At 68.4% G+C, this 25,081-nt stretch carries 26 protein-coding genes and 2 pseudogenes; 4 read left to right on the top strand and 24 right to left on the bottom strand.

The genetic code is table 11. From position 1 onward, the window contains the following. Positions 1 to 143: 143 nt before the first annotated feature. The 6 genes from IPG50_31050 to IPG50_31025 form a co-directional block, all read right to left on the bottom strand. Complete coding sequence (locus IPG50_31050) at positions 144 to 563, bottom strand: hypothetical protein (GenBank protein ID MBK6696593.1); 420 nt, start codon at positions 561 to 563, stop codon at positions 144 to 146. A gap of 60 nt (positions 564 to 623) precedes the next feature. After that, positions 624 to 1,004: a hypothetical protein gene (locus tag IPG50_31045; protein MBK6696592.1), complete on the bottom strand. Its 381-nt coding sequence runs from the start codon at positions 1,002 to 1,004 to the stop codon at positions 624 to 626. A gap of 50 nt (positions 1,005 to 1,054) precedes the next feature. Then, on the bottom strand, positions 1,055 to 1,432 hold the full coding sequence (locus tag IPG50_31040; protein MBK6696591.1) for a hypothetical protein: 378 nt from the start codon (positions 1,430 to 1,432) through the stop codon (positions 1,055 to 1,057). Beyond that, on the bottom strand, positions 1,432 to 2,502 hold the full coding sequence (locus tag IPG50_31035) for a hypothetical protein (protein MBK6696590.1): 1,071 nt from the start codon (positions 2,500 to 2,502) through the stop codon (positions 1,432 to 1,434). The genes IPG50_31040 and IPG50_31035 overlap by 1 nt, the downstream gene beginning before the upstream one ends. 66 nt (positions 2,503 to 2,568) lie before the next feature. Next, on the bottom strand, positions 2,569 to 2,979 hold the full coding sequence (locus tag IPG50_31030; protein MBK6696589.1) for a hypothetical protein: 411 nt from the start codon (positions 2,977 to 2,979) through the stop codon (positions 2,569 to 2,571). A gap of 88 nt (positions 2,980 to 3,067) precedes the next feature. After that, entirely contained in the window at positions 3,068 to 3,568 is a 501-nt protein-coding gene (locus IPG50_31025) for a hypothetical protein (GenBank protein MBK6696588.1), read from the bottom strand. Positions 3,569 to 3,769: 201 nt separating this feature from the next. Between IPG50_31025 and IPG50_31020 the strand changes: the two genes are divergently transcribed. Continuing rightward, a complete protein-coding gene (locus IPG50_31020) occupies positions 3,770 to 5,434 on the top strand; it encodes a sigma-54-dependent Fis family transcriptional regulator (GenBank protein ID MBK6696587.1) in 1,665 nt (554 codons plus the stop codon). A gap of 543 nt (positions 5,435 to 5,977) precedes the next feature. Here the strand turns inward: IPG50_31020 and IPG50_31015 are convergent. From IPG50_31015 to IPG50_30980, 8 genes are all read right to left on the bottom strand, one after another. Next, on the bottom strand, positions 5,978 to 7,333 hold the full coding sequence (locus IPG50_31015; GenBank protein MBK6696586.1) for an alkaline phosphatase family protein: 1,356 nt from the start codon (positions 7,331 to 7,333) through the stop codon (positions 5,978 to 5,980). A 238-nt stretch (positions 7,334 to 7,571) separates the two neighbouring features. Further along, the gene (locus IPG50_31010) at positions 7,572 to 8,042 is read right to left on the bottom strand and encodes a hypothetical protein (protein MBK6696585.1); all 471 of its coding nucleotides are present in this window, start codon (positions 8,040 to 8,042) and stop codon (positions 7,572 to 7,574) included. A 570-nt stretch (positions 8,043 to 8,612) separates the two neighbouring features. Then, positions 8,613 to 9,965, bottom strand: coding sequence for a nucleotidyl transferase AbiEii/AbiGii toxin family protein (locus IPG50_31005; protein MBK6696584.1), 1,353 nt, complete (start codon positions 9,963 to 9,965; stop codon positions 8,613 to 8,615). 11 nt (positions 9,966 to 9,976) lie between these two features. Then, positions 9,977 to 10,405 (bottom strand): hypothetical protein, encoded by a 429-nt coding sequence (locus tag IPG50_31000; GenBank protein MBK6696583.1) that lies wholly within the window; start codon positions 10,403 to 10,405, stop codon positions 9,977 to 9,979. Beyond that, positions 10,342 to 10,728 carry a hypothetical protein gene (locus IPG50_30995; GenBank protein ID MBK6696582.1) on the bottom strand — a complete coding sequence of 129 codons (387 nt, stop codon included), beginning with the start codon at positions 10,726 to 10,728 and terminating at the stop codon, positions 10,342 to 10,344. The genes IPG50_31000 and IPG50_30995 overlap by 64 nt, the downstream gene beginning before the upstream one ends. Before the next feature lie 52 nt (positions 10,729 to 10,780). Then, positions 10,781 to 11,245, bottom strand: coding sequence for a hypothetical protein (locus IPG50_30990; GenBank protein ID MBK6696581.1), 465 nt, complete (start codon positions 11,243 to 11,245; stop codon positions 10,781 to 10,783). Further along, positions 11,229 to 11,783, bottom strand: a complete 555-nt coding sequence (locus IPG50_30985; protein MBK6696580.1) for a hypothetical protein — start codon at positions 11,781 to 11,783, stop codon at positions 11,229 to 11,231. The genes IPG50_30990 and IPG50_30985 overlap by 17 nt, the downstream gene beginning before the upstream one ends. Before the next feature lie 192 nt (positions 11,784 to 11,975). Then, positions 11,976 to 12,590, bottom strand: a complete 615-nt coding sequence (locus IPG50_30980; GenBank protein ID MBK6696579.1) for a DUF99 family protein — start codon at positions 12,588 to 12,590, stop codon at positions 11,976 to 11,978. A gap of 104 nt (positions 12,591 to 12,694) precedes the next feature. Between IPG50_30980 and IPG50_30975 the strand changes: the two genes are divergently transcribed. Continuing rightward, positions 12,695 to 13,360, top strand: coding sequence for a hypothetical protein (locus IPG50_30975; GenBank protein ID MBK6696578.1), 666 nt, complete (start codon positions 12,695 to 12,697; stop codon positions 13,358 to 13,360). A gap of 808 nt (positions 13,361 to 14,168) precedes the next feature. On the opposite strand, the gene IPG50_30970 is transcribed toward IPG50_30975, so the two are convergent. The 4 genes and pseudogenes from IPG50_30970 to IPG50_30955 form a co-directional block, all read right to left on the bottom strand. Then, entirely contained in the window at positions 14,169 to 15,119 is a 951-nt protein-coding gene (locus IPG50_30970; protein MBK6696577.1) for a hypothetical protein, read from the bottom strand. Between the two features lie 468 nt (positions 15,120 to 15,587). Beyond that, positions 15,588 to 17,346: pseudogene (locus IPG50_30965) on the bottom strand (N-acyl-D-glutamate amidohydrolase). Between the two features lie 393 nt (positions 17,347 to 17,739). Then, complete coding sequence (locus IPG50_30960) at positions 17,740 to 18,087, bottom strand: hypothetical protein (protein MBK6696576.1); 348 nt, start codon at positions 18,085 to 18,087, stop codon at positions 17,740 to 17,742. Positions 18,088 to 18,139: 52 nt separating this feature from the next. Beyond that, entirely contained in the window at positions 18,140 to 18,799 is a 660-nt protein-coding gene (locus IPG50_30955) for a hypothetical protein (GenBank protein MBK6696575.1), read from the bottom strand. A gap of 22 nt (positions 18,800 to 18,821) precedes the next feature. Here IPG50_30955 and IPG50_30950 point away from each other — a divergent pair, with 22 nt between their 5' ends. Beyond that, positions 18,822 to 18,968, top strand: coding sequence for a hypothetical protein (locus tag IPG50_30950; GenBank protein ID MBK6696574.1), 147 nt, complete (start codon positions 18,822 to 18,824; stop codon positions 18,966 to 18,968). Positions 18,969 to 19,107: 139 nt separating this feature from the next. Here the strand turns inward: IPG50_30950 and IPG50_30945 are convergent, their stop codons facing one another. The 6 genes and pseudogenes from IPG50_30945 to IPG50_30920 all read right to left on the bottom strand — a co-directional run bounded on the left by IPG50_30945 (position 19,108) and on the right by IPG50_30920 (position 22,701). Next, positions 19,108 to 19,413: a hypothetical protein gene (locus tag IPG50_30945; GenBank protein MBK6696573.1), complete on the bottom strand. Its 306-nt coding sequence runs from the start codon at positions 19,411 to 19,413 to the stop codon at positions 19,108 to 19,110. A gap of 429 nt (positions 19,414 to 19,842) precedes the next feature. After that, positions 19,843 to 20,004, bottom strand: a complete 162-nt coding sequence (locus IPG50_30940; GenBank protein ID MBK6696572.1) for a hypothetical protein — start codon at positions 20,002 to 20,004, stop codon at positions 19,843 to 19,845. A 338-nt stretch (positions 20,005 to 20,342) separates the two neighbouring features. Next, positions 20,343 to 20,663 (bottom strand): M28 family peptidase, encoded by a 321-nt coding sequence (locus IPG50_30935; GenBank protein MBK6696571.1) that lies wholly within the window; start codon positions 20,661 to 20,663, stop codon positions 20,343 to 20,345. Next, complete coding sequence (locus IPG50_30930) at positions 20,557 to 20,970, bottom strand: M28 family peptidase (GenBank protein ID MBK6696570.1); 414 nt, start codon at positions 20,968 to 20,970, stop codon at positions 20,557 to 20,559. Before IPG50_30930 ends, IPG50_30935 begins: the two co-directional genes overlap by 107 nt. Positions 20,971 to 21,439: 469 nt before the next feature. After that, positions 21,440 to 22,313 (bottom strand): annotated as a pseudogene (locus tag IPG50_30925) (branched-chain amino acid transaminase). Between the two features lie 151 nt (positions 22,314 to 22,464). Next, positions 22,465 to 22,701, bottom strand: coding sequence for a Smr/MutS family protein (locus IPG50_30920; GenBank protein MBK6696569.1), 237 nt, complete (start codon positions 22,699 to 22,701; stop codon positions 22,465 to 22,467). Positions 22,702 to 24,391: 1,690 nt separating this feature from the next. Here IPG50_30920 and IPG50_30915 point away from each other — a divergent pair. After that, the gene (locus IPG50_30915) at positions 24,392 to 24,706 is read left to right on the top strand and encodes a hypothetical protein (protein MBK6696568.1); all 315 of its coding nucleotides are present in this window, start codon (positions 24,392 to 24,394) and stop codon (positions 24,704 to 24,706) included. Positions 24,707 to 25,081 lie beyond the last annotated feature (375 nt).

The following is a 25,081-nucleotide window of genomic DNA, read 5'->3' as shown; positions in this document are numbered from 1 at the left end:
GTCGCGCTGCTCTTCCGCACCGCCGTCGCCCGCGCGCGAACCGCGGAGGTCGTCTCTCGCCAACGCACCCGCTCTGTCCTCCGGGGCGGCCATGACGCTTCGCGAATGCTACCCGAGCGCCCGACGCGGCTACGCGCTAGCCACTACCCCAGCGCGCCGACAGCATTCGCGGCAGCACTGAGTCGGAACGTGAGATCCCATGCGCCTGCGGTTCCGTTGGCGGTGAGCTTCCATCGAACCCATCGAGCCAAGGGTATCGTCGGGTTCTGCTGAAGCAAGACCTTCGTGATGGTCGGAGTCGTTGAGGCGGATGCGGCCGTCAATGTGGAGCCGGTCACCATGGGGCGGAAGAGGTTCTCGTCCCTCATGGGCGCGGTCTCGTAGTCGAGGATGACGCTGGTGCCGCCCGTCGGCACGAGCGTGCATTCGCGCACTTCGAGCCAGAAGACGATGTCCTGGTAGGGCTGGAGGCTCACCCAGTTGGCCTCGCTCTGCACGACGACGAGCCCGCTCGTGCCGGTGCCGCGAATGGTGATCCAATCCTGAAGAAGAAATCCGTACATGGTCTCCCTGTTCCTTTCTCTGCTCTTCGTCTCTTGTTTCGTGGGTCTTGTGCGCGACGCTCAACTGGCGGACATCGTGATGCGGAAGCACACCTCCCAGGCCCCGGCGGTGCCGTTGAGGGTCCAGCGCAAGTAGCTCGCGAGCGGCGGCCCGTACGTCGCATGCGCGAACGCGGTCTGCACGATGGTCGTCGTGCCCACGAGCGGCACCAAGTCGAGCGCCCCTTCGTATTGAAGCGGCTTCCAGAACTTCTCGAAGGGCGCCGGCGCGGTCTCGAAGATGAGGTAGAGCCGCGGCGCGCTGCAGTAGCGAACGTCGATGAAGAACTGCGCGTTCTCGAACTCGCCGGTCTGAAGCCAGTCGGTCGAGCTCTGCGAGACGATGCCGCTGGCGCTCGAGTCGCGCACGGTGATCCAATCTTGAAGAACGGCGCTGTGCATCGAGGTCTCCAGTGTGGTTCGGTGCGGCGTGGTTTGTTCGGCGGCCGCGCTCAGCGGCGGTAGGCCATGACGCTGAGGCGAAAGGTCACGTCCCACACCGACCCGACGTCCGAGTAGACGCGCCACCGCACCCAACGGGCGACCGCGATAGCGGGGTTCGTGTAGAGCGAAATGGGCGTGACGAGCGGCGTGGTCGTCGTCGGCATGGCGAAGCTCGCGAGCTCCTGGAACATCGCGCCTTCGCGCAAGGGCGCGGTGTCGTACTTCATCTGCGGCGCGCCAACCTTCCTCGATACCTCGAGGAAGAACGTGAGCTCGCTCGCGTGGGCGAGATCGAGCCACGCGGCGGACGGCTGCGAGACGATGGTCGAGGCAGCGGTCGCGTCACCGCTGAGCGAGACCCAGTCTTGGAGGAGATAGGTGTTCATCAGATTCCGTAGAAGTCGCGTTGGTAAGCCTCGACGCGAAGGCGGTCCGCGTCGGCGATGGCGTTGCCCACGACGATGAGCTCCGAGATGAAGCCGTTCCAGGGCTCGGGGACCGCCTGCGTGTTGGTGCCGACTTGAAAGCCCGCGGTGCCCGTCTCGGTGGCCTGGCCGAGCCCCGAAATCGAGAGCGCGCTGGCGTTGAGCCAAACCGAGGGGTTGCCCGAGCCGGTGTATCGGTGGCAACTCTTGAAGCCCAAGGCGCTCGATTCCGTTGTGGGCAACGTGCTCGGTGTGGCGACGGAGTTGTTGCCGCCGCTGTTGCTGTAGACGTACGTGTTCGAGAGGAAGAACATGCTCGCCGAGTACGTGAGGCTCCGGCGCAGCGTGAAGAACGAGCCGTTGCCTCCCTTGGCCACGAGCAAGACCGAATACGCCGAGCCCGCGAGACCGAGGCTCGTCACCGTGTTCTCGAGGAACTTGCCGCCGGCGAAATCGATGGTGGGCTTGCCGCCCACGCCATTGCCCGCGAACACCGGCCGGCTGCCGCTCACCGATTGGGAGACGTGGTTGCCGTTGCCCGATTGGTCCTTCCAGTCGGTCACGTTGGCGCCGCTGAGCACGACGCCCTGATCGGCGCGAAGCCAAAGGAGCAAGCCCGGGAGCGCGAGGGGCGAAAACGCGTTGCGATTGCCCTCGCCGAAGCTCACGTAGACGCGGAACGTCACGTCCCACGTGCCGGCCACGCTGCCCGCGAGCTTCCATCGCAAGAACCTCGCGAGCGGAACGCCGCCGGCGGCGTTCATGAGCACCTTGCGGACTTGCACCTTCGACGAGACAGCCGTGAGCGCCATCGTCTCCATGGCCACGAAGAGCGACTCTTGCTTCGCCGGCGCGGTCTCGAACGACAGGCTCACGAAGCCCGAGCCCGGGAGCGTCAGCTCGAGGATCTCGATCCAAAAGACCGCGTCGCCGTACGCCGTGAGGTCGAGCCAATCGACCTCCGACTGCACGACGGGCGTCGTGCCGCTACCGCGTATCGTGATGACGTCTTGCATCAAGAGCGAACGCATCAATCCCTCAGCGAAGTGCAGGTGAAAAGGCGGGGAAAACTTGGTGGAGGAAGCGCTGAGCGAGGCTCAGGGCGAGAGGCGCGCCGCGTGGGCGGCGAGGTGCACTTGGAACGTGACCGACCAAACCGACGACGCGCCGCTCATCGAGACGCGCCATCGCAGAAAGCGCGCGAGCGGGATCTGCCCGACGAGTGGCGCGTTCAGGAGGTTTCTCACGGTCGAAACGCCAACGGCGAGGGGCACGCTCGTCTGATTGCCGCCGGTGGGCGAAAACAAGAGCTCGTCTTTGGCAGGCGCCGTCTCGAGCACGAGCGCGGGACTCGCAGCGCCGCCCGCCGTGAGCTCCTTGACCTCCACCCACGCCACGAAGTCCTCGAAGGCTGACAGGTCGAGCGCATCGTCATCGCCCTGCGCGAGGCTGGTCGTGGTGGACGTTCCCTTGATGGTCGTCCATGGCTGCAAAAGTATCCCGTGCATGTCTCTCCCCGCCCTCAGTCCCGTGAACGTGCCCGTGCCCGTGGTCGTGCCCGATCTCTCTTCTCTCTCTTCTCTCTGTCCGCGCGCCCTAAGCGCCCGGCGCTCGCATCGCCGCGAGCATCTGCGCCATCTGCGTCGGGCTCTCGAAGGCGTCGCTTCCGCGTGTGATCCGGTGCTCCGACGTCGTCGGGTTCAAGCAAACGAACACGCGAAAGGTGAGCGCCCAGTTGGCGCTCGGCGTTTGGGTCACCACCGACCAGCGTAAGAACCTCGCGAGCGGCACCAGCGCGCCGATCACCTGCCGAGCGCGCGACACAGCCACGAAGACTCCGCCGGTTCCTACCGACGTCTGCGTGACCGGTTGGAAGAGGTTCTCGTCGGCCGTCGGGGACGTTTCCAGATCGATACGAAACGCGGCTTCCGTGTTCGCTTGGGACACATGAATCCACGCGGTCATGTCGCGGACGCCCTCGAGCGTGAGCCAGTCGGACTCCGTCTGGCGCACGACCGTCGTGGCGGTGGTGCCCCGCAGCGTGAGGTAGTCCTGAAGCAGGTGCGCAATCACGAGGCCGACAAGAGCAACGGCCATGCCGCCGACCACGCGCCGCGAACGTCAATGAATCCGCGATGTGACCAAAGGGAGTTGCACCATCGATGGTGCACATCAATGGTGCAACTCGGAGCGTAAGCGCCGGTTTCTCTTTTTTTTTTCGCGCATCTATCGATAGCGTTTCGAGGTGCACCACGTGGTGCACCTCGATGGTGCAACTCGATCGAGCGGGGGCGGACGATGCGCATTTTGCTGGTCGAAGACGAGGCGAACCTGCGTGGTGCGTTGAGGCGCGCGTTTTGGAAGCGTGGCTTTGAGGTGACCGAGGCGGCCTCGGTCAGCGAGGCCCGAGCCGCACTCGACCGGGTAGAGAGCGTCGCCGTCGCGCTCATCGACTTGCGGCTCGATCCAAAGAACCCAAGCGATCGGTCCGGGCTCGACTTGGTCCGGTGGCTTCGAGCCACTCACGGGCCTCCGGCGATCGTTCACACCGGCTGCAGCGATCCGGATCTCGGCGCGGTCTGCCGAGGAGCCGGCGCCGAGCTGGTCGTCGAGAAGGGCCGTCAGGACACCGACGCGTTGGCCGATTTGCTTCGCGCCCTAGTCGAGCGCTCGCCGTCGCCGCCTCCCGTGTCCCATGGGCTCATCGGCTCGAGTCGCGCGATGGCGGTCTTGAGGACGCGGATTCGCCAAGTGGCCCAGCGGCCAGAGCCGGTCTTGCTCATCGGCGAAACAGGCGTCGGCAAGAACTGCGTCGCGCGCGCCATTCACGCAGCGTCGGGTCTCGGTGGCGAGCTCTCCGAGCTGGATCTCGGGACGCTCTCGCCGTCGACCTTCGAGGATGCGCTCTTCGGCCACGAGCGCGGCGCCTTCACGGGCGCCGACGAACTGCGGCCGGGCCCCTTCGAGGTCGCGGCCAACGGCACAATTCTGCTCGATGAGATCGGGACCGTTCCGCTCGCGCTCCAACCACGGCTCCTCCGCGTCCTTCAAGAGCGCAAGGTGCGCCGCATGGGAAGCTCCCAAGACCTCGACGTGCACGCCCGCGTGGTGGCCGCGACCAACATCGAGCTGTCGCGCGAGGTGGAGCGGGGAGCCTTTCGTGCGGACCTCTTGTATCGCCTCGCCGTCTACCAGCTCTACGTGCCCCCGCTTCGCGATCGGCGCGAAGACGTGCGCGAACTCGCGGCTACGTTTGCGGCGCGCCGCTCTCGGGCTCTCGCGGAAGACGTCGTTCAATGGCTCGCGTCGCGCGATTACCCCGGCAACGTGCGCCAACTCGAGCGCGACGTCGCGCGCCTGGTGACCTTCGACGCGGCCCATGACGTCGCCGCGGCGCAGGCCGGCGTTGGCAGAGTCGGACTCGGCGCGTCCGTCGTCGCCTCCGCGGTCTCGGTGTCGCCGACGGGCCGACGCGACAGCGCGCGCGCGCCTCCGAAGCGCTCACCGCCGCGGAGGGAAACCAGTCGCAAGCCGCGAAGCGACTCGGCGTCCATCGCAACACCCTGGCCCGCTGGCTTCGCGACGAAGGGGACTAGCGTCGCTCCAACGTGCCACTCAAGCTGGAGAGCCCATGGCAGACAGCCCTGCTCTCAAGCTCGCGCATGTTCGTCCCGTGCGGCCCGCCGACTTTCCGTCGGCCGAGCCATGGGAGGAGCACTTGGGACAGTCGCAGCGGCACCTGGAACTCTGCTTCCTGCTCTTCGCCCTCTTGAAGCGGCTGGTCGCACCGGAGCACTCGTGCGGGGCCGATCAGTTCGTCTACTGGAACGCCCGGACCAACCGCAGGCAGCTCGCGCCCGACGGCTTCGTGAAGTTGGGCGTCGCGCACGAGGCGTTCAATTCGTGGAAGACCTGGGAGAAGGGGATCCCCGAACTCGCGGTGGAGATCTTGAGCCCGTCTGACACGCCGGAGCGGTGGACCTTCGAAGAGAAGCTCGAGCGCTACCACGAGCTCGGAGTGCGGGAGCTCGTTTGCTTCAACATGGATGGGCGCGTCGGCGAGCGCCTTCGCGTTTGGGATCTCATCGAAGGCGATCTCGTCGAGCGCATCGTCGAAGGAGAGTCCACGCCGTGCCTCACGCTGTCAGGCGTGCTCGGAGCACCAGTCCTGTGGGCCGTCGCGCCGTTCGGCGAATTTCCCGCGGCGCTCAGGTTGACGCGGGATGGCACGATGGTGGCGACGGCCGAAGAGGAGCGGGACAAGGCTGAGCGCGAGGCCAAGGCGCTGACGGCGCGAGTGGCGGAGCTCGAAGCGAAGCTGCGCGGGGAGTGAGGCGGTGGGCTGACGGCGCGGCGAGCGGCGAGTCTGCTAGTGGGACCGTAGCCGGTCCCTCCACATCGCTGCGCGATGCGGAGTCCTCCCCGCCTCCTCGAAAGTCCGAGGAGCTGCGGCTTCGGCAGGCTCGCCGCAGCGGAAGAAGGCCTTACCCTCGAGCCGCACGGCCCCTAAGCGCTCGGCTTCGCGCAGCCAGCCTGAGAGACGCTCCGCGTGGGGCGTTGATCGACCAAGGCCCGAGGGATCTGGCCGCTGTCGACCATGTGCGCCAGCTCCGGCTGGCTCGTCACCCACGCGCCGCTTGGGCCTTTCACGGCACGCGCCAGCGCGAGCTTGGGCGTCGGCGGATTGGGCGGAGGCGGCGACGGGGACAGCGCCTTCGCTGGATCGATGCAGACCGCAAGCGATGCGGCCGCATCCATCCGTGGGCCGAGGCTCGGAATGCCAAAACGATCGCGCAAGGTCGCGCCCACGGAGCTGTGCTCGAGCACCGTCTTTTCGACGTGGCCCGCCTTGACCATGCCGCCCACCACGAACGTGGGAACGCGAAACCCAAGCTGCTGAAACTCGGGGATCGGATCGGTGGTCGTGGGCGGCGGAACGTGATCGAAGAAGCCGCCGTGTTCGTCGTAGGTGATGACGAGGAGCGTTCGCTTCCACTGAGGGCTCTCGGTGAGCGCGCGGTAGACGCTCGAGACGAAGACCTGCCCGAGCCGGATGTCGTGGCTCGGGTGATCGTCGGCGGCGAAGAAGTCCGGGTCGATGATCGAGAAGTTCGGCAGGGTGCCGTTCTTCGCGTCGTCGAAGAACTCGGCGATGGGCTTCGACGGATTGAGGTTCAAGACCTCTCCGATGAAGGCGCCCGTGTACCAAGTGACGGCGCCGGCCGCGTAGTTCTTGAAGGTCTTGCCGGCGCTCTGAAGGCGCTTCCACAGCGTCGTGGGCGCGCCGACGAAGTACGCCGAGTTGTCCTTCTTGCCGCCCGACGTGCAGGCGTGCAGGTAGAAGCGGTTGGGCCACGTGGGGCCCATGACCGATGCGAACCAGTGATCGCAGACGGTGAAGTGATCGGCGAGGAAGTAGTAGAACTCGAGCTGCGAACGGTCGTGGTAGCCCATGACCTCGTCTTGCGTCGCTCCCGAGTGAGCCTTCACGAAGCCGTCGTTTGCGCCGTTGTTCCACTGGGCGTGGCTCGCGTTCCACGAGTGAGGCGGGTCCTCCGGCGTGAAGTTGGTCATCTTGAAGGCGCTGATCGCGCCGCCGTCGGGGCCGGGGTTCGTCTCGGTGCCCGTCAGCCCCTCGACACCGCCGGCGGCCGGGTAGTTTGGGTCTGAACGAAGCGCGCCGAGGAAGTGATCGAACGAGCGGTTCTCCATCATGACGACCACGATGGCGTCGATGCGCGAGAGGAGCTCCTCAGCCGTCTTTGGCAACGCCGCGTCTTCCGCGTCTTCTGACCCGGTGTCCGCCGCGTTGGCGGTGCCCGCGTCGCGTGGCTCGCCGAGGGTCGCGTCGGCGCCGCCCACCGACGCGTCCGTTGCCGGCGGCGTCGGTGGAGGCGTCCCCGTAGTGGAGCTCGCGCCCTGAGCCGCACCCGACGGCCACGAGGCCGCCGAGCCAAACCATGGCCTCGCGCCGAGACACGAAGGTGCGCATGAGCGGACGTTGGCAGAAAACGGCGCGCCTTTCAACGAAGGCCGGCCGGAAGGGGCGGCGAGGGTGCGACGTGGCCGGCAAGAGCGGGCCGCCTCTACGGTGCCGGCGTTACTGGCACTGCGCGGCGCAGCTCTGCTCGACGCAGGCGTCGATGGCGTCCACCTTGGCTCGCCCCTGCGGGTATTGGGCCTGGCACGCCGTGACGCACTGCTGCTCTTTGGCCCCCGGCTGTTGCACGCCGTCAAAGCACTTCGACATGCACGCGTCGAGGGCGCTGCATTGGGCGTCGGCCAAGCAGGTTCGCACGGGGGCGCAGCACTTCTGCTTCACGCAAGTGGAGCACGTGTCGTCTTCGGGCTCGGCGGCGCAGACGTCGCCGCTCGCCGGCGCCTGTGTGCCCGCGTCGCCGGTTGCCGCGACGGCGGAGGGCCCGGTCGACGGCGCAGGCGTGGGCGCACCTCCACGAACCGTCTGCGACGTCGAACCGCCCGTCTCCGGTGAGCCCGAGCAGCCGCCCACGAAAGGCGTTGCGAAGAGTGCGGAGGCGAGAGCGGCGAGGTGAGCGAGGTGAGAACGCATGCCTCGGTGACAGCAGGAAGCAAGCCACGCCTGCGACGCGCGTCGAAAGAGGCCGCCCCCGAGGATTTCCAAGGAAAACGCTCGGCGGCGTCGGGCTTCGCGCGACGTGCGTGATCCAGCGTGTCGCAGGCCCGTTACAGTCGGGGATGAAGGACGCCGGCGAAGAGCGCTGGCACGGCTCCGGTGGCGTTGCGTCCCGGAAGGCCCATCGATAGCGTAGTCACAATGAGACGGGTGTTTGCGTTGGTCGCCCTGGCGACCATGGGGTTCGCCGTTGCGGCATGCCCCGAGGAAGCTGTGTCGGACTTTGGTGCGGTACCCGAAGGGCCAGGCTCGCCCGCCATCACCGACCCCGTGCCCGACGCTACGGCTTCCGATGGCGCGACCGTCGACGCGGCCCTCGTTCCTGACACGGCGGTGACCTCCGACGTGGCCTTGCCTCCGTGTGCCCTCGATGCCGTCACGTGGCGAAACAACCAGTATGAGGTCGTGGCCAAGGGAAAGCGGTGGACGCTCGACGGCAACCGTCAGCTCACCGGCAGCCCCATTGGCACCGACCTTCGCGCCTTCTCAGGCTTGCGTGATGGCCCCTGCGGGTCGCAAGCCTCGGTCTGTCACCTGGACGCGCTCACGTGGCGCCCCGACATTGCGATGTATTATGCAGTCTATGGCTCGCGCTACTGGGTCTTGGACGGCGCCTTCACGTTCGGCGACGCGGGTGACGGCGGGGCCGGGGGCAACCTGCTCGAGACTGTGGCCGGCGTGGCGGCGGGGCCTTGCCTCGGCATCGACGCCGGGACGTGCGCCGTGAAGCGCTCGCGTGGCGCGACGACAGCAAGGAGCTCTTCGTGGTGAGACGGCAAAGCGTGGCGCCTCGATGGCGCCCTCGCGCTGACGACCGCGGCGGCGGGGACGCCCCTCACGGCGATCCCCGGGCTCGTCTCCATGTGCGGGGCCATTGGTGGCAACTGCCCTGTCGACGACTTCACGTGGCGCGACGACGTCGCGCAGTACCACTACTTCGCCGGGGGGAAGCTCTGGGCCGTCAACATCTCGTCCACCGCCGTCACCGGCAGCGGCGCCGATTCTCGCAACTACGCCGGCTTCGCCGCCGGGCCCTGCTCTCCATGAGTACCGTCGCGCTCGCGTGAGCCGGCAAGACCGCGGGCCGACACGCGCTCGATGAGGGGCGCGGCGTGCCGCCGCAGTTCGTCCCTCACGACCGTTACGTCGCCATCCAAAGGGCACGGCCGTCGCTTGAGAAAGGTTGCCCAGCGGCGGCGGCTTCCGCGGCTCTGGCCCCAGGTCGGCTCCTCCAGAAACGCCCTTGTCGCGCTGAGCGGCGTGCCCCGGCTCTCGAACGCGAGGGCGAGGGCCCGGTCGAGCGCGCCATCCAGCGCCATCCAGCGCGCCGGCGTCGACGGAGGCTTCGCGAAACAGAAGGAGCGCGTCGGCGAGGTCTTTGGCGCGCCAACGGCCGCGGCCATGCTCCACAATTCCGTGCAGCTTCCACGCAACCATCGTCTCGGCGCGCACCGCCAAGAGCGACGCGCCGCCAACGACGAGCGGCTCGGGGCCTGGCTCCAAGGGATCGCCGAAGCCCAGGTCGATCTGAATGCGCGGTCCGGGCCGCGCTTCCACCTTCGTCTCCACCGTGGTCCGAAGCCCGGGAAAGGGCGTGTCGCCCCAGATGATCTCGCTCACGGGCGAGTGGAAGGAGACGCTCTCGTCGCTCGACGCCGGCGCAAGGGCGAGCGCGCATCTCCGCCGCGCCTCCGCCTCGTCGAAGCGGCCGAGGCCGACGAGGTCGATGTCTTCCGGCGCGGGCCTTGACGGACAGTGGTGGCAGGTGACAAGGCCGCCGCGAAGAATCCACCGCTCGCGGAGCGGCGAGCGCGCGAGCCGCCGCAACCAGGCGTCCAAGAGCGCTCGCATTACGCGCCGTTCATCCAACCGGCGTCGACGCCGATGTTGCTGTCGTAGACGGTGTATTCGCGGAGGCGCGTGCTCGTGCGGAAGCCTGCGGCGTCGAGCGCCGCCACGAGCGCGTCGAAGGCCGCGGCGCTCGTCACGCGGCCTGAGCGATAGGCTCGCTGGGTAACGAAACGCGTAACGAAACGCGCGACCGTGTCACGAGCCGCCGTGTCGCGCCCCGCCGTGTCCTGGCTCGCCGTGTCCTGGCTCGCCGTGTCCTGACTTGATCGGCGCGCGCTCCGGGACAGGTGCGCGTCGTGTTGCTCGCAAAGAGACCGGAGTGCCGCGAGCGCGTCCTCCGAACCGTCCTTCGGCAGAATGACCTTCACGTGGTACTCGAAGTAGTTCTGCGGAGGCCGGGTCTCGGCTTCCTCATCGGTCTCGGGCACGTCAGGCTCGCGCCGACGGCCTCGATCTTCGTGCGCGTCACGGAGAAGCCGCGGCGGACGAGCTCCTTGCCGAGCGCGAGGACCTCGGCGTGCACGGTCTCGAGGCGCCCCCGGTGGTAGGACGCCGTCATGGGCTGCGAGCGGGTGACGCCCCGCGGGAGCTCGATCTGAACGAACTTCACACCGAGCTCGTTGCACGTCGCCGCGAAGCGGGCGCACGTCGCTTCGTCCTCGGCGGCGATCGTGATGTGCGCCTCAAAGACGCCTTCGTAGGATCGCCCGCGGAGGACGCCCGCCAGCGCGAGGTACGGGAACAGACGCATGTTGGCGAGGTATTTCGTCGCCAGAAGCTCCGATAGCGTCCGCGCATAGCCATCAGGAACGACAACGCGGTCCCAGCCGTAGCCGCCGGTGCCCTTGGGTCTTGCTTGCCACCTGTCCGACCAGCTCTCCCGAGAAGACGCGAGGCGTGCCCTCGCCGCTCGCGTAGGCCACGGCGACGCGCGCGCGGACGGGGGCACTGCCGAAGCGGGACCAGAAGGCTTCTTCGCCACCAAGGCGGGCTATCACGTCCTTCAAGGCGCGCGGCGCAAAGGCGGGCGGCTCGTCGATGCCGTGCTCGTGCACCCATAGACCTGTGTTCTCCAAGAAACACGGCGCGCCGAGGCGCCGAAACGCTTCGCTCACGCGACCGCTGGCCGCCGCTTCGAGGTCGTCGCCGGGCACGTGCGCGAGCGGCAATCGCTCCCACCGGACCGGCACGCCCCCGAGCAAGGTCGCGATCTCGTCGGCCTTGCCGCGATTTTGCGTGACGAAGATGACGCTAGAGGTCGAGGCCATCGTGGAAGTTCCATAAACGCCGGCGCGCCGGTGTTCTCTGGCAAGAAGCGGCCATCGATCTTCGCCGCTTCGACGAGTTTTTCGCCACGATCAAAACACGGTCGGCGCGCTCGACGCGATAGACGACGCCTTCCGCCGCTTCATCGGCGCCATGATGGCCGCGATCTCCGAGGAGCGCCCGCGCCCCGGCGACGGAGAGGGGCGCGCCTCGGTGCACCACGTGCGGCGTTGAAAAGCCGTGCTCGCGCGCGCGCCTCGACGACCGGTGATGTCTTTCGCGCGGTCCGTTCGAGGCCGATGAGGTCAAGAGGTCGAAGAGCACGAACGGCTCATGCGTGAGCGCGTAACGGGTGCCGTGCACCAACGCCAACCATTCGCCGGCGGCGCGCTCGCCGTCTTCGAGGAGCGCGTCGAAGCGCCGCGCCTCGGCTGCGACCCAGCGCGCGAACATTCGGCGGCCCGCGTTCGGAGAGTCCTCGGCGCGCGTGCCGTCGCGTCCGAGGGCCACGATGCGTCCGTCGAGGCGCGCCACCATCACGCACGACCCATCGAGCTTCTTGCACGGTGACCGTCGTGCCGGGAAGCGCGGCGCCCTCGTCGGTGCACGCGCGCGCCGTCGCGGCGCTCACGGTGCGGTCGCTCGGGCCGGTGCGCGAGCCGGGCAGGTGGCCGATGGACGGATACGGCGGCGCGAGCCTTGTGCGTGCGGCGCGGGCGCCAGAAGGCGCGGTCACGCCCGTCCTCGGCTCGCGCCCGTCGTGACGCCGCCGGCGATGAGGTGGGCGAGCCGCAAGGGTTCGGGCAAGTTGCCGTGCAACGTCGTGCCGGCGATGAGCTCGCCGGCCTCCGACGCGGAGAGACCCACGCGCTGCACGAAGACGCCGCGCAGCGGCTCCATCGGCCCCGCGCGCTCGATGAGCCGCCACTTGCGCGCGGCGCCGGGGACGCCAGCGCGAGGGGTGCCGCTGCCCGTGGCGGCTCGCCCGCCTGCGCCCCCGCCTGCGAAAAGCGCGCGTTTGATGGCGGCGTAGTTGGGGCGCCGGCGCGCCACCACGAGCACGGGCACGTCGAGCGCTTCGTGGAGCGCGTGGACGTCGACGACGTTGAAGCCGCCGACGGCGATGCCCTGGAGCAGCACGGCCTGAACGTGGCGCGCGAACTGCGAGCGCTGCACCATCGCGATCATGCGCGCCGTGGAGTTTTGCCCGTCACGTCGGATCTGAGATGAGACGACGCCATCGAGGCGCGTGCGCGAGCAAACGGTCCCGACGACGAGAATGTCCCCACGGTGCGCCCGTTCGAAGGGCGCGTCGTCGAAGCCAATGACATTGGACAGCGTCGCCATGGGACCTTGTAGCGCGAGCGGAAGCCCTCGGGAAACGGCCAGGGGCCTGCACGGGCTCATGGCCTGTGCGCGGTCTTCCGGAAGCGCGCTATAGTGAGCCTCTCGTGTCGTCGCGACTCTTCAAAGCCATTGTGGGGGCAGGCATCGCGCTAGGCGCCACGAGCGTCGCGTGCGGTCGCTTCGCCGACGAATCAAACGCGGAGGTGGGGCAGCCGACGAGCCCTGCCGTCGGCACGCCCGGGCCCGCGGCGACCGTCTCGACGTCGGCCGATGGCGCCGCAGCCGCGTTGCCCGAAGCGGACGCCAACACCGACGCCGAGGCCGATGCGGGCGTCTCCGAGGTGGATGGCAGCGCGGACGTCCTCGTCGACGCGTTCTGCGACAACACGTGGCCCACCACGAAGGGGCACGGCGGCGAGCTCCCGTCGATTTGCGTCGACCCCACAGGCGCGTGCACGCCGAAGGGATTGCCTCATCACTGCTACGCCGACCTCGGCGGCGGCGCCGCTGCGGCTTTGTCGACCTGTCGGCGCTCTGCGTCGGTACCGATTGGCAATGCCAACCGGGCACCGTGCGCGCGGAGACCTGCAAGTGTTTTGGACCCGCCCCCGTCGTCGGCGCGACGTGCGCCACCGGAGGCTGGCTCCTGCCCGATGCAGGCGCGGGCGCCGACGCAGGCGCCGACGCGGGCCCGACCACCGACGCAGCCTTCGCGGACTCGGGGTGAAGCGCACAACCCCTCCGCTCCCCGCGGAGCCGCCCGCGTTTAGTCCCGACGGACGTTGGGGCGGTCGGCTCACGCAAAAGCCGCTCCCGGAAGCCGACGAGAGCCTCGAGAGGCTCACGGCTGCTGAGCGGCGGCGCCTCGCGGAGATCTGGCTCTTGCGCTCCGGGATGGAGCGGCGCGTCGGCGACTCCTTTGCGATCATTCACGCGGCGCTCACGCGACGTCGTGCGACCGGAGGGGGTGCGGCGGCACCGCTTTGCGCGCTCGCGCATCGCGCCGTCGACGACGAGCTTCGCCACACGGAGCTCAGTCGCCTCGTGGCGTCGCACTTCGCGGGCCGTGCGCTCGCACCGGCGCCGAGGCTCGTGCTTGGACCGCCCCGGCACCAGGGCGCGTCGCCCGCGCTCCGCGACACGCTCTACGTCGTTGGGCAGTGCGTCCTCAACGAGACCACCGCGGGCGTCTTCTTGGAGTCGTGCCTTGAAGTGGCCGAAGGTGAGCTCGCCCGCGCCGCGCTTCGCGAACTCTTGAGCGACGAGATCGAGCACGGCCGCCTCGGGTGGGCCTACCTCGCGCGAGCCTGCCGGTCGACGAGCGGCGCGCCGTCTCTCCGTGGCTCTTGCCGATGGCGTTCCTCAACTTGCGCCAGTGGCGCTACGGGACGCCGGTCGATGAACGGCACACCGATGGCCTCCGCGCGCCACGGCGCGCCGCCGGCGGAGCTCCTGCACGGAGCCCTCGTCGACGCGCTCCGCACGCTCATCGTGCCAGGCCTCCAGGGGAGCTCGAGATCGAGACCGCGCCCGTGGAGGAGTGGCTCGACAGCGGGCCGACACAACGAAGAGCCCAGTTTAGCGCGCCGCGTTCCAAACCGGCGCTCCGGTGCAAGTAGCCCCTGCGCGAGCCTGCGAAGCCGCAGGTCCTCGGACTTTCGAGGAGGCGGGAGGCCTCCGCATCGCGAAGCGATGTGGAGGGACCGGCTCGGTCCCGCTTCTCGCAAGCCAGGAACTGGTCCGGGGTGAAGAGCGCCGCCGTAGTGGTTCGTGTCGGTGCTGATGATGGTCTTGGCGCCAGGCCCCTTGAGCCGAACCATCGCGGCGTCGAGCTGGCCCTTTGCCCCGTGTCGTCGGCTTCGAAGATGTGGAACGGCGCGATGAGGTTCCGCCGCCGCCGGCGTCAGCGCCACTTCTGTCCGAATGGGAATCGATGTCAGCCGCCTCCACGTTCTTCAGCACGAAGCGGCAATGGACTTGCCCTGAGTCGTAGAGCGCCTTGATCTCGCGCAAGAGGGGATTCAGCGGAATCGTCACGTTGTTGCTGAGGTTGTCGATCTCGCAGTAGTCGGCGCCAACCTGCGCCGAGCGCTTGAGCTGGTGCATCGTGAACGGCTTCCATCGCGCCTTGTCGGTGTTGGGCGTGCCCGGCGCGTTCTGCGCGTTGAACGAGCGGTGAATGCCGGAGCAGCGCGCGCGCTCGCCGTCATCGACGCCGCCCGTGTCGCCGCATGGCCCTTCGAGGTAGGCGAAGACTTGCAAGCCGCGCTGGTGCGCCTGCGCCGCGTAGGAGATGAACTCGCTCGAGTAGGGGGCCGATGCGCCGCCCGTCGCGTTGGCGCCCCAGACGTACGCGGAGCCCGCCGCCGGCAAGCTCGGAAGCTCGTCCGCTGAAAAGCGGAGCTTGCGCGGGGCACACGCGCCGCCTCCGGGCGTCGGTGTCGGCGTAGGCGTCGGCTCGGTCGCGCCGCTCCCTGCCTTGGCGAGGTAGCCGCCGTGGACCCATCCTTCGTCGTTGCCGCTCTTCACGTTGTAAAAAGGCGCCGCTCGGCCTCGTGCGATTCACGGTCACCACCGTCGAGCCTTTGGCGAGGATGCGCTTGACCGCCGTCGACGTGCTCGGGCCGGTTCGGAAGTTGACCCGCGCCGTCGTTGTCAGCTCGGTGCCCACGGCGACTCGCCGCTCACGCCGCTCGTCAGGGCGGCCCTCATCGGCAACACCTTCGTCGTCGATGTCGCCGCTGCAGCCCGCGAGGGTCGTGCCGGCCACCATGAGAAGGAGTCCACCGAGAAGCAGCTTGGTTTGCGTCATGACCAAGCCAGTGAGCAAGGCGCGCACCACCGTTGCGATCGCAACAATACACACCGTGACGTACGGCGATGTGCGTTCCCCGGTGGCGCGTAATCGGGCTCGTTTGTGCGCCGTCGCCGCAGCGAGACGCGTGGAGCGACACCGATCCGGGCTGGCGCCGCAGCTGGCGCGCGCGTCTTTAGCGCGCGGAGCACGCGCCTGAAGCCGCGTTCGTGCCCGACGGCCGCGTCCACGACGCCGCGCCGACTGGCGACGCGGCCGCCCACCACCACCAGCGTTGTGGCGTCTTCACTTCTACGCACGAGGCGCGTGTGAGCGCCGAAGCCTTCGATGCCGGCCTCGCAAACGTCCTCGAGGCGGTCCGTCAGGCCCGCCGGGTCGACGACGACGACGTCGGCGCGCGCGCCCACGTCGAGGTGCCCTGCGGCGATGCCAAACCAGGATGCGATCTCGCCCGTGAGGCGGTGAACGGCGCGCTCGAGGCTCATCGCCGGCCGACCCGCTTGGTGGGCGGTCTGGACGCGCCGCAACATGCGCAGCGGGAAGCTGTAGTGAGCCATTTGCCGCAAGTGCGCGCCCGCGTCAGAGAAACCGATGAGCACGTCCGGGTGCCTGATGATCTCGAGGAGGGAGCCCTCGCGATCGTTGGCCATCATCGTCGTCCAACGCAGTCGGGTCCCGTGTGTCGCGACGAGGTCGAGGAACACGTCGACGGCGTCTCGCCCGCGGTCCTTCGCGATCTCGGCGAAGGTCTTTCCCGCGAGGCTCGCGTCGGGCGACGCAAGGACGCGCGCCAAGGCTAGGTTCCGGTGAAACGCCCGCGGCAAAAGCGGATGCCGCCACTCGCGACGAAAGCGCGCTCGGTACTCCGGATCGCGCAAGAGCGCGGAGCGTTGGTCCGGTCGGCCAAGTGGAGCGCCGCGGCGCCGGCGCCGAACTCCTCGAAGACCACGCAGATCGAGGCCATCGGCCCAGAGATCGAAAGGCTCGGGCAGCGCTTGCCAGCGAAAGTCGCCGCCCATGACGCTGTTGACGAAGCGCGCGAGCGCTCCGATGACGCGGTGAATCCCCCGCTCGCCGACGAGATCCATCATCGAGATGATCGTCGTCTTGAGCGGCTTGCGATCGAAGAGCGGAACGCTCTCAGCATGAACAAGAGGGCGTTTACCTTCGTCGAGACGTTGGGGACGCCTTGAACACGCGGTCGCGGGCGCGCACCTCTTGAAGGAGCGCTCGGTATTCGGACCAACGCGCAAAGGTCGAAGGCAGCGGCCGGCTTCGGTACGGCTCGGTGCCGCCCATCTTGTCCCACGGCAAGGTCTGGATCGACAGCCCGACGTACCCTTCCTGTCGAGGCCCTCCCCGACCAGGTCGCGCATGCGCGAGACTCCCTGCGCCGTCGGGACGACGCCGCGCTCGAGGGCTCCGCTCGATGCCCATCACGTTCGCGCGAATCGCCGAGTGCCCGACGAACGACGCGACGTTCGGCCCCAGCGGGAGCGCGTCCAGGTGTCGATAGTAGTCGGCGTGACCTTCCCAGGTCTTCGCCGCCCGAAGGAAACGGTCGCACGACTTCGTCGGGCAGCGCTTCGACGCGGCAGTACATGTCCGCGAGCTCGTCGGGCGAGCCGACGGCCAGGCTGGGCGAGCAGCTGCCGAGGAAGACCGTCGTGACGCCGTGACGCAGCGATTCGAGGAGGAGGCGCGACCTCCACCTCCGCGTCGTAGTGCGTGGAAGTCGATGAAGCCCGGCATGACCCACTGGCCGTGGGCGCTCACGACCTCGCGCGACGCGGGCCGCTCGTGCGCCGCGGACGGCTCGAAGAGGTCCGCGATCTGGCCGCCTCGAATGCCGACGGAGAGACGGCGCGGCGCGTTGCCGCGCCCGTCGAACACGAGGCCGCCTTCGATGAGGAGGTCGTAAGGGCCCGGGCCGAGACTCATGGCGCCAGGGTAGCGCCGTCTTGGCTCGAGCGGCCTATCGCAGCGCTGCCGAACTCCCGAGCGTGGCGCGGCGGGCGCGCGCTCCTCACTGGGGCTTCTTCCGCTCGACGCGCTCGATGCCGTGGGCGTCGATGATGCCGCCTTCGGCGCCCAGCTCGGAGCCGGCGCCGGCTCCGCGAGGCCGCAGGCTTCGCGACCCGGATGCGCCCCGCCACATGATCGCGGAGGTCGGCGTCGAGCGCCAACGCGCCGCTCTCGCAGCGAGACTTCAGCGTGCTGGCGAGCTTCCGAGCCTGCTGGGTGACGTTGGTCAGGTCCGTCGGCGTGAAGAACGACTCTTTGGCGAAGACGTTCTGAACGTCGGAGTTGGGCTTCGCGATCTCCGCGGCGCGGCTACTGGAAGTGCTTGTACGTCCGCGAGCTCATGTGCGCGAGGCGAGACACGACGCCGGCGCCGCCGTTGGCCTGCGCGTTGATGTTGGTCTTCGAGACGCCGCAGTCGTTGTCGCGCAAGAGCAGCTCGTGAACGATGACGCCGGGAAGGTCGGGTCGGTCGATGGGCGTTTCCGCGCGATCTTGGTCCTCGTCCTGGCGGTCGAGGCGAACCTTCTTCAGGCGTCCGCCTTCCTCAAACACCTTGAAGGCCTGCGACTCGATGTTGCCGTAGCGATCCTGCTGCGAGAGCAGCTCGTCCATGAGGACCATGTCGGCCGCGTCTTTTGCGAGGATGAGCCCTTGCAACGAAGCTGCGTCGGCGGCGCCGCCACGAAAGCGCTGGGCGAGGGGCGTGCTCTCAGAGACCGCCTTGAAGGCGCTGCCACCCAAGAACTGGTTGAGGCCCGCAGCGCCGCCGGCCGGTTCGCAACAGAGGGTGACGGCCGTTGTCCTTCGCGTTGTCCTGGAAGGCGCCGTAGATCTGCATGAAGTCCGACGTGTAGACCTGCGCCGTGCGCGGCGCCGTCTGCGGCCTGGCGTCCCAGGCCTTGAACTGAACCCAACCGTCGTAGACGTCGAAGCCGGGGCCATCGACGGGCTTGGCGGCGACGATGCCGCGCTCGACCATCGCCTTGTGCTTCTCGAGGTCCATCGTGCGACCCACGGCGACGGGCACGCTGGCGATGCCGCCGAGGAGCCGCGACAGGTGGTAGTAGCCGATGATCGAACCCGTGTAGCTGCACGTGACGCTCTGCCCGGACGTCCCGACCTTCGACGTGCGGCAACCGCCCGCCTCGACCTCAGCCTTGGTCTTGCCGTCGAGCTTGTTGACGTAGATGCCGGGGTTCGTGCTGGACGTCTTCGGGCAGAGCGCGACGGGCTCGCCGGGCGTCTCTGATTCGAAGTTGAAGTTGCAGAGCTTCTTCTCATCCTTCACGTCGTCGGGCGAATACGCACCGCCGGGCTTTTTCGGAATGATGCAAAGCTCGTCGGGACGGCCGGCAATGGGAAAGCGCATCTGCGACTCTCCGCGCGCGGCGATGTCCGAAACGGTGAGGGCACACCTCGTCGGCGACCACTTCCTCTTCATCGGCCGCGAGCCGGAGGAGGAGCAGGCGACGGTGATCGGGGAGGCTCGTGGCTGCCAGGGCGATAAGGAGATTCTCATGCCCCGGGCGAAGCGCTAGCGTGGGCCAGCGCTCGCGCGAGATTCCGCGCGTTCTGCGCACATTGTCGCCTGGGCGGTGGCGAGGCGATCCAGGTGAGCTGGTGACTGGTTCCGCAGAACGGATCACGGAGAACGCACTGCCTTACCAACACACGGGCTCACCAACGCACGGTGCGCCCCACGACGGTCCGATCGCTATCGTCGCGGGCGATTTGCCCGGCAGGGCGGGGCTTCAGCACCACCGTGGGGAGGCCGTCGCGCACCTCGAGCAGCCGGAGCGGGACCTCCGCGTCGCTTCGCGTGTGAAAGACCACTTCGAGCGGCTCGCCACCGGGCGCGCAGAACTGGAAGAAGAAGCCTGACGGTGAGCCCCCGAGGCGCAATCGCCGACGAAGCTCCTGGTCCTTTCGGCGGAGAAACGGATGAGGTGCGACCGGGCTTTCCCGCCACCGAAAGCGCGTCATCGACTGCTGTTCATCGGCGGTGGCGATGAGGCGCGCGTCCTTCGAGGGGCGAGGATCGCGCGGAGCTCAAAGCCGTCAGCCGTCTTCCGGCGCTCGTGGGACGTCACCGTTGCGCCCTCGAGGCCCGAGGCCTCAGAGGGCGACCACCACGTCGCCTCGCTCAGCGTGAGCTCTGGGAGGGCTCGTTTGGTGGCGTCTTCCGGGCCGCAGCGCCAGCGCCATCCAGGGGTGCGGCGACGTGCCGAAGAAGAAGCCCTGCTTCTTGTCGGCGTCGACGCCGTACGCGACAGCCGTTCCGTGGCGACGGCGTCGCCAAGGGGCCACGCGAGTCGCCCGAACGGGAGCCCCGCCACGACCAAGAGCCCCGCCCAAGGTCGCGAGCAAGCGGCGCCGCTTCCCAGCCGCTGCGAGCGGCGCCACGACGAGAGTTCAACGGGCTGCAAACGCGGCGGCCACGAGACCTGCGTTGGCGGCCGCGGCCACCGTGAGCGCGTAGAGCGTCGGGAGCCAGACCGTGAGGGCCACGGCGATGGCGACGTAGAACACTGCCGGCCGAAACAACGTGGCCCGCCCGACGAACCAAGCCGTCACGAGCGCCGCCAGGCGCACGCGGTGTTGGTGACAAGAAGGGGCACGCTCGCCATCGGCGCGGAGAGCGCCACGGCGAAGCCCGCGAGGCGAGCGAAGCGAGCGAGCCGAGCGTCGCCGCGCTGGCGCCAATGCGCCGTGCCGTCAGGTGAAAGATCGGAAGCACGTGAGCGTCGAGAGCGCGATGGCGTCGTGGCCGGCCCCGCCGCGCACGAGCAGCGCGTCGGAGGCGACACGGCCCGCTAGAAAAAGCGCAGGCTCCCGCACCGACGGCGAGCGCGAACGCCAAGAGGGCCGATGCGCCGCCCCAGGCGATAGCCGCGCGTGGAGGTCGCGGCGCTTCACAGCGAAGGCGGCCGCGAGCACCGAGAGGAGCAGCGCCGCCGCCGCCAAGGATGCTCGTGGCCCTCGAGAAGAGACGAGCGCGCTGCCAAAGAACGTGAAGTGGGGAGACCTCCTCGGCTTCCATCGCTTGAACGGGACCGCGGCCCCGAGTGCCGCGCGAGGGGCGACCATCGTCGCCCATCTGCTGCAGGCTGCCGCGGGTCGAGCTCGTCAGGCGAGTCGGTGGCGCGATGGTAGTGCACGATGCCGGCGAAGGCGAAGCTCATCGTGGGGACGCCGGCCTTCTTGAAGATTGTCGCGTCGGTGTCGTTTGGCAGCGAGCCGCGCGAGCACCGACACCAGCGAGCTCGCCTGGAGCCGCGGCACGTGCGGGAGCGCCGCGATGAGCGCCGTTGTCCGGTGACGTGTCGAACATCGCGACGCTGCCGTGGCTCCCTCGCGCATCGAAGTTGAAGGCCGCGACGACGTCCTCGGCGAACGGGTGCTCTTGCCTGAAGGCTCCCGGCGCCGAGGAGTCCGAAGCTCCTCGCCGTCGGTAAAAAGGACGATCACGTCGCGGTCGAGCGGCGGGCCGCTCTGGAGCGCGCGGGCGCCTTCGAGGAGCGCGGCCGTGCCTGAAGCCATCGCCGCCGCGCGCGGGACTTTGCGGCACCGCGTCGTAATTAAGCCGCGAAGAGGGAGCGCGCGTGATCGCTGCCGCGCCCCTGATGCGAGCCACGACGTTCTCGACGCGAGCGCCCGACGTGCGCCCTGAAGAACTTATGCGGAAGATCGCGGTGCGTTGCACCTGAGGCTCGAGGCCGAGCTCCGTGAGGCGGCGCTCGATGAGGGCGCGGACGTCGTCGTGGCCCGCGGGACCCAACGGGATGCGGCGCGCGGCAAAGCTCCCGGACGTGAACCATCGCCCGCGCTGCCGCGAACGCCCGGGTGGCGCATCGACGGCCCGCGCGGGGGGCGGCTGCACATACCTGCGAAGGCCACCGCCGCCGTCACAAGGACGACGAGGAGTCCGAGCCAATGGACGATGCGCGGCGCGAGCGGGCCGCTAGGAGCGCGTCGCCGGAGCCGGCGCGCGCTCCGGCGTCACACCTGGTCAGCCACTCCCGGGGTGCGAGGTGTCGGAGCCTTTGACGACGTCGAAGAACCGCGTCTGAGGCGCTTGTGATGGGGCCCGGGGCGCCCTCACCGATGGTGCGGTTGTCGACCTCGCGGATGGGCGTCACCTCAGCGGCCGTGCCGGTGAAGAACGCTTCGTCGGCGAGCCAGAGCCGATCGCGCGTGATGCGGCCTCGCTCACCGTGACGCCCTCTTCGCGTGCGACGGGAGTGAGCGTGTCGCGTGTGATGCCGGCGAGGATGGAGTGGGAGAGGTCAGGCGGCAAGACCCCGTTCTTCACGATGAAGAGGTTCTCGCCGGAGCCTTCCGAGACGGACCCCTGCGCATCGAGGAGGATCGCCTCGTCGTAGCCGGCGAGCTTGGCTTCCGCTTCGCGAGGACGCTGTTGCATTTGCCTTATCATCTCGCCTTCGCGAGCGAGACGTTGATGTGGTGGCGGGCGTACGAGCTGATCTTGCAGCGGATGCCGCTCTTGGGCGCTTCATCGCCGAGGATGTTTCCCACTTCCACGCGATGACCGTGGTGCGGATGGGGTTGTTGGGCGCGTAGATGCCCATTGCGCCCTCGCCGACGCTAGACCATCGGCCGCAAAGTAGCCTTCGGCCATGGAGTTCGCTCGCAGGGTTTCGAGGCACGCCTGCGAAACCTGGATCTCTCGAAACTTGGGCACGAGGAGCGTCAGCTTGCAGCTGTCAAAGAGCCTGTCGATGTGCTCCTTGAGCCTGAAGACGGTGGTCTGACCGTTGGTCCGCTTGTAGGCGCGAATGCCTTCGAAGGCGCCGAGGCCGTAGTGGAGCGAGTGCGTGAGGATGTACCCGCGCCGCGTCCCAGTCGACCAGCTCGCCGTCCATCCAGATTTTTTGAAGCTTTTTCCAAGCGCGATCCGCTGCGAGTCGTTCCTATCTGGCAGCCCCTCTTCGGCGCGTAACGGGCCGTCCGTATTTCTCGCTCTTCGAGGCCCCATCATCTTCGTCAGGGCGTCGTCCTAGCGTCGACACGGCTTCAGCGACGCAGCAAGACGTAAATCTTGCCGCGCCCTGCGAGAGCCAAGCGGGAAATCTCGCCTCGGAGCACGCCGACGCCGCCCGGTGAGCCCTCGCCCTTGCCGTGAATCACGAGGACGCACCGCTCGCCACGAGCGCGCTTGTCGTGAAGGAACGCGCGCAGGCGTTCGCGTGCGTCGGCGGCCGACAGGCCGTGCAGGTCCGAGGGCGTCCACCGGGAAGCCCGCCGCGGCAAGCCTCCCGCACGAACTCCAGCGGCACGTCGTCGCGACGACCCTCGACGCGGCGCCCGTCGTCGGAGACCTCGAAGGCCGAGCCTTCCCGTCACGAGCGCGCGCAGGTGATCCATGGTCCCTGCTCGGGCGGCGCGACGCGCCGGCGGCGACGCGCGGGGGGTGAGGTCCCCCGGTCTTAGCGACGCGCCTGGCGACGGTCGAGCGGTCACCGCGCCGCTCATGAGCCGATGGAATCGAGATCGGCCGCCTCGCCTCGAGGCGCGCCTCGGTGCCGCCGCCGCCGCGCGCCTGGCGTCCTTGGCGGGTTTCGTTGGCGCGCCGCCCGGTCTTGCTGGCCTCTGCCTTCGAGGCTCGTCCTGAGCGCTGGGAGCGACGAAGAAGGCCCGGCGGACTTTCGACTTGTTCCTTGCTCTTCGACATGGCGGGCGTGAAGGGAAGGTGGCGAGCGCTGGTGCGTGCGCGCAGTTCATCACCGAACGCGACGCCGCGTCGATTATTCCTCGTCCGCCCTGAACGAACTAAGGCCTCATCGTAGAGCCGCTCCGCGTCCCCGACGCCGACGCTCGTCATGAGCCGCTGCGATGGGTAGATCGCTGCGGAGCCGACCTTCGGGCAGAGCCCCGGGAAGCCGTCGCCGTGACCCAACCCGACGCGCTTGCCTCGCGCCGGGGAGACTCCCCTGCGGGGTGGCGTCAGAGCTCGTCGCCGCCGCACCCTGCGCCGAGCAGCTGTCGTCCGGGCGACGGTTGCGGGTACAGGAACGAGATGGACTCGCGGAGTTCGAGGGCTCGAGGTGGTGGCTGCTCCGTCGCTGAAACGACCGTGCTGTGGCCATGGGCCTTTCGCCGTTGGTTCCAGCTGGAGTCGAGGAGCGACGAGTCAGTTGTTCCGGGATCCGGGGGATGGATCGCAACCCGCCCTGGCGACGCCCGCCTCCCGTAGAAGTTGTGCCAAAGACCCCTTTGCCGGTGGCCGGGCAGGTTGCAGGAAGGGAAGCGGCCCATGACTCTGCCGGCGATGGCAGCACCGCCAGCACCCACCGTCCTTTCGGCGACGACTTGGACCGTCCGTCTTGGCGAGAGTATTGGGCGGCCAGGCCGCGACCGTCTACCGTGAAGGTCGCTGACGCTTCCCCTACAAGATTCGCCCGCCGTGGCCGTGAAGCTCTTCGACCCGGCCGGTTCGGACGCAAGCGGCCCACCACATCGAGGAGCGGTTTCACGCACCGTCCTTGCAAGACCGCGTGCGTGCACCACCCGAAGTCGTCGCGCCCACATCGAGTTCACCGTCGTGGATCGGGGCGACCGCTTGATCATCTCCGAAAGTTCGTCGATGGCGCGTCGCTTGAGCGGCTCCATCAGGCGTTCGTCCGCCGCGATCGCAAGGTGCCCACGGACCTCGCCCTCTTTATCGCGCTCGAGATCGCCGAGGGGCTCGTCGCGAGGGAGGAGCCCCATCGCCGATGGCTCGACGCTCAATATGCGGCGCATCACGACCCTCTCGCCAGCGAGGTCCGTGTTTCCTGGGCTGGCGAAGTCGCATCACCGATTCGGCGTGCACCGCGTCTCTTCCCTGGAGCCGCTCTGCCGTGCCCGGACGCCGTGCAGAGTGCCGCTGCGCGATCATGGCGCCAGGGAGGTGCTCGCAAGGAGAGCGGAAGCAACGCCGGCGACTCCGAGCGTCTTCTCGTTGGGCATCATCCTCCGGCAGCTGGTGCTTGGGCCTCCGCGCGACATGACCGACTCCGAGAAGATCGACCAAGCTCGGGAGGGCGCCATCCCCATCGGCTTGATGGAGCCACCGGTGCGCGAGCCCATGGCCGAGATTCTCCAGCGTGCGCTCGAGGTGGAGCCAGCGCGGCGCTACGCCGAACCTTCCCCGAGGATATGTCGGCTGCTACCCCCCTGCGCCCGGTTTCCTCGATCGCACTCGATCTTGGCCTTCGGTCAGGCTGCTCCGGCTCTCGCAGAAGAAGAGTCCGAAGGCGAAGAGAAGCGCTCTTAGCACGGTGAACGCGAAGTCTCTCCCCACGTCGCCAAGGCGGCACGGAAGTGCTCCGGGGCTACAACCTTCCCTCATCGACCAGTGGAGCTCGTCGAGAGTTGCGTTACGCCGTCGCTCGCCGACCGCTCGGCCATCGAGGTTGGCGGCGTCGAGGAACACGTTCCAGCTCACTCACGCGAACGCGAAGAGCGATTCGCCAAAGGTCGTTCAATATGGACATCGGCCCAACCCGCATCCCGGGGGGCAGGGTGGGGCGGCGACGCGACAGCCCAGGCCGTAACACCCTCAAGCGCTCGTCGACGTCGAGCAGCATGGTCGTGCGCGTGACGAAGTCGTACGGCGTGAACACGACGCGAGGCTTTCGCCATCAAGCAG

Source organism: Myxococcales bacterium (genome assembly GCA_016703425.1).
Taxonomy (GTDB): Bacteria; Myxococcota_A; Polyangia; order Polyangiales; family Polyangiaceae; genus JADJCA01.
This window is presented reverse-complemented; position numbering and strand designations above follow the sequence as displayed.